Below are 3,866 nucleotides of genomic sequence, written 5' to 3' on the forward strand. Positions count from 1 at the left end.
CAATTCTTCCTCACAACCCTGGCCCCTTGTGGGAGCGGACTTGTTCGCGAAAGCGGTCGGACATTCAACATTGATGTCGACTGACCCACCGCTTTCGCGAGCAAGCCCGCTCCCACAGGTTCAGCGGTTGAGCGCAAAACCTGCGAACTACCCAAGTGATTGGGGAGCTCGCTCCCACATGGTTCTGCGTATTCGCTCATCTACCCATCCCCTTGTTTCGACTTTCGATTTGCTCAATCGCAAGGCACTTCTATATTGAGGGGGTGCTCTGAACTTCCTGCCTTCTGTTGAGCCTGGCCCATGGCAACTACTGATCAGCTGATCATCTGCGAGCACTGCGACAGCGTGTACGAAAAGGTGACGCTCGCCAAACATCAGAAAACCCTGTGTACGCGCTGCGGCGGCGTGCTGCAGCGCTATAACGGCCTGACAGTGGAACAGCGCCTTGCATTGACCTTCACCGCGTTGATGCTCTGGATATTCGCCAATTTCTATCCGGTGATGAGCATCAGCCTCAAAGGCTCGAAGAACAGCGCAACCCTCTGGGACTCGGTGCTGGCCCTGAGCCTGGGACCTATCACGTTCATCGCCATGGTGGCGGCGATCGCCATGATCATCGCGCCGATTTTCCAGCTGTTGCTGCTGATCTGGGTATTGGGCTTCGCCCTCATCCATCAACGTGCGCCCGGGTTCAAATTCTGCATGCGCTGGCTGGAAACACTGAGGCCCTGGAGCATGCTCGAAGTCTGCCTGCTGGGTGCCATGGTTGCGGTGATCAAGCTCGCCGGACTGCTCGATGTGCTGCCCGGCATAGGGCTGTTTGCCCTGGCGGTGCTGAGCCTGATGATGATCCGCATCGCCGGGCGCGATATCCGCGATTTATGGGACATCTTATGAGCACGCCTCCGTACGCCGACGAACTCAATCTGTGCCTGTGCCACAGCTGCGGGCTGGCCTGCGACATGACTGGCGATCCTCACGAATGCGAGCGCTGCGGCGCGCCTTTGCATCGACGCAAAACCAACTCGTTGACCCGGACCTGGGCCTACATGATCGCGGCCCTGGTGTTTTACATCCCCGCCAATTTGCTGCCGGTAATGAACACCAAAATGGTCGGCCATGGCGCCGACAGCACGATCATGAGCGGTGTGCTGGAGTTCTGGCAGGCCGGAGCCTGGGACATCGCCCTGATCATTTTCATTGCCAGTATCGCGGTGCCGGGCATCAAGTTCGTTGCCATCACGCTGCTGCTGGTGACCGTGCAACGCGACAGTGAGTGGGCACGTAAAGAGCGGTCGACGCTGTTCCGCTTCGTCGAGGTCATCGGCTACTGGTCGATGCTCGATGTGATCGTGGTTGCATTGGTCGCCTCGCTGGTGAAATTCCAGGCCCTGGCCGACATCGAACCGCGCCCGGGCATTCTGTTCTTTGGCCTGGTGGTGGTGTTCACCATGCTCTCGGCCATGAGTTTCGACCCGCGCATGATCTGGGATAAAGAACGGGAAAACCCAAACAATGAGGAGGTCACGGATGAAGTCACAAGCCACTGACGGGCCGCAAGCCCCCGGGCCGGCGCCGATCAAGACCCGCCGCTTCAGCGTTTCGCTGGTCTGGATCGTACCGATCGTCGCGGTGCTGGTGGGTATTTCACTGGTGGTTCACAGCATCCTGCAGGAAGGCCCGACCATCGTTGTCACGTTCAAGACCGGGAGCGGCCTGACCGCGAATAAAACCGAGGTCAAGTACCGTAATGTGGTGATTGGCCAAGTCTCGGATGTGGAACTGAGCAATGACCAGAAGAGTGTGAACGCCACCATCAAGCTGGCCAAGCAGGCCGAAAGCTTTACCCGCGAAGATTCGCAGTTCTGGGTAGTGCGGCCGCGCATTGGAGCGGGCGGTGTGTCCGGTATCGATACGCTGCTGTCGGGCGATTACATCGGTGCCGATATCGGCCAGGCCAACGGCCGGGCGAAAAACTTCACGGGGCTGGAGAACCCGCCACCCATCACCTACGGCGAGCCGGGCAAGCGTTTCACCTTGTTCACGCAGGACCTGGGGTCGCTGGATATCGGCTCTCCGGTTTACTACCGCAAGATCCCGGTCGGCCAGGTGGTGGCCTACGCGCTGGACCCGGATGGAAAAGGCGTGAACATTGAGCTGTTCATCCATGCCCCCAATGACAAGTACGTCACCGAAAACACCCGTTTCTGGAACGCCAGCGGCATTGACGTGAACGTCGGTGCCAACGGTTTTGCGGTCAAGACCGAGTCGTTGTCGTCCTTGCTGGTGGGCGGCATTGCCTTCCGCGCGCCCGACTACAGCCCTGGCGATAAACCTGCTGCGGCAGAATATGCCTACGAACTGTTCGACGACCAACAGACCGCCCTCGCCCCGCCAAATGGCAAGCCGCAATACCTGGCCATGCGATTCGACCAGGCACTGCGCGGGCTCAAGGTTGATGCGCCGGTGGAATTCCTCGGTGTGGAAATCGGCAAGGTGGTGGCGGTCAATCTGGATTACGACGAGAAGAATCGTTCCTTTCCGGTCAACGTCGGCATCGTGATTTACCCGCAACGCCTGGGCAAGGCCCACGACAAGATGCTCATGGCGCTCAAGCATGACCCCAATGACGAAGCCGGTGGCGTACGTCTGATCGGCACCTTTATCGATAACGGCCTGCGAGCCCAGGCCCGCACCGGCAACTTCCTGACCGGCCAGTTGTACATCTCCCTGGATTTCTACCCCAAGGCAGAAAAAGTCGCTTTCGATGCCAACGCACGCCCGGTCATCATCCCGACCATACCGGGCAGCCTCGAGCAATTGCAGGAAAAACTCGAATCCATGGTCGACAAGATCAACAAACTGCCCATCGAGCGTATTGCCGGCAATCTCGACGGTAATCTCGTCGAACTGCGCAAAGGCATGGTGCAATTCAACGGCAAGATTATGCCGGGTGTGCAAACCACCTTGTCGGAAGTCAGCAAGACCTTGCAAACAGCCAATTCGACCTTGCAATCCGCCAGTTCGACCTTGGCCGAGGACTCGCCGCAACGGGAAAAACTGGGGCAGACCCTGGATGAACTGGGACGCACGTCGAGATCCTTGCGTGATCTTTCGGATTACCTGGGGCGGCATCCGGAATCGCTGCTTCGCGGCCGTCCGAACAATGCCGCGCCCATGGATCTGCAAGGGCCACCGCGCAACTGAACACAGGAGCAACACCCATGGCTTTTCCGCTGAAGTTCACACTGGTCTCCGCGCTGTTGCTGCTCGCCGCTTGCCGCAGTGACCCGATTCAATTCCACACACTGACCCCGACTCAGGTGGGCGATCACTCAAGGACCACCGTCGGGGTGATTCAGATCGAGAGTATCAGCGTGCCGCCCCAGGTCGATCGCGCGCAGATCGTCATTCGCCAGGGCAACAGTGGCCTGGCGATCCTGGAAACCCAATGGTGGGGCGCGACCCTCGTGGATGAATTGAACAGTGCTTTGGCCGATCAACTGAGCAACTATCCTGCACAAAGCGGGTATTCGGTGCGGGTCGATGTGCAGCGTTTTGATTCGGTCCCCGGTCAATACGCTTTGATGGACGTGAAATGGCGCCTGCGCAGTGCCAGCGAAGGCGAACCTGCACGGGTCATTTGCCGCAGCACCTTGCAAACCCCCTCAGGCGCGAGCATCGATGAACTGGTGCTTGCCCAGCAAAACAACATCAAACGCCTGGCCGCGCTGATCAGCCAGGCTGCCGCGAGAAAACAGGCTGGCTGCCCAATGCCAGTCAATTAAGCATTTCAGCCGCGACACCCTTTGTAGCAGCTGCCGAGCCCGCGAGGCTGCGTTCGGCTGCGAAGCAGTCGTAAAATC

General features: G+C 58.9%; 4 protein-coding genes. All 4 read left to right on the plus strand.

Features of this window, described 5'->3' with window-relative positions:
- Positions 1-300 precede the first annotated feature (300 nt).
- The 4 genes from AC07XF_RS28885 to AC07XF_RS28900 are packed head-to-tail and all read left to right on the plus strand — an operon-like array spanning position 301 to position 3,788.
- Complete coding sequence (locus tag AC07XF_RS28885) at positions 301-897, plus strand: paraquat-inducible protein A (RefSeq protein ID WP_495029238.1); 597 nt, start codon at positions 301-303, stop codon at positions 895-897.
- Complete coding sequence (locus tag AC07XF_RS28890; RefSeq protein WP_007994743.1) at positions 894-1,550, plus strand: paraquat-inducible protein A; 657 nt, start codon at positions 894-896, stop codon at positions 1,548-1,550. The genes AC07XF_RS28885 and AC07XF_RS28890 overlap by 4 nt, the downstream gene beginning before the upstream one ends.
- Positions 1,531-3,207, plus strand: a complete 1,677-nt coding sequence (locus AC07XF_RS28895) for a PqiB family protein (protein WP_495029239.1) — start codon at positions 1,531-1,533, stop codon at positions 3,205-3,207. The genes AC07XF_RS28890 and AC07XF_RS28895 overlap by 20 nt, the downstream gene beginning before the upstream one ends.
- Positions 3,208-3,224: 17 nt before the next feature.
- Entirely contained in the window at positions 3,225-3,788 is a 564-nt protein-coding gene (locus AC07XF_RS28900; protein ID WP_495029240.1) for a PqiC family protein, read from the plus strand.
- Positions 3,789-3,866 lie beyond the last annotated feature (78 nt).

This window comes from Pseudomonas sp. GW821-FHT01C01, from assembly GCF_059422645.1.

Coding starts and splice junctions, on each gene's coding strand:
- AC07XF_RS28885 (WP_495029238.1), top strand. CDS start 301: ATGGCAACTACTGATCAGCTGATCATCTGCGAGCACTGCGACAGCGTG.
- AC07XF_RS28890 (WP_007994743.1), top strand. CDS start 894: ATGAGCACGCCTCCGTACGCCGACGAACTCAATCTGTGCCTGTGCCAC.
- AC07XF_RS28895 (WP_495029239.1), top strand. CDS start 1,531: ATGAAGTCACAAGCCACTGACGGGCCGCAAGCCCCCGGGCCGGCGCCG.
- AC07XF_RS28900 (WP_495029240.1), top strand. CDS start 3,225: ATGGCTTTTCCGCTGAAGTTCACACTGGTCTCCGCGCTGTTGCTGCTC.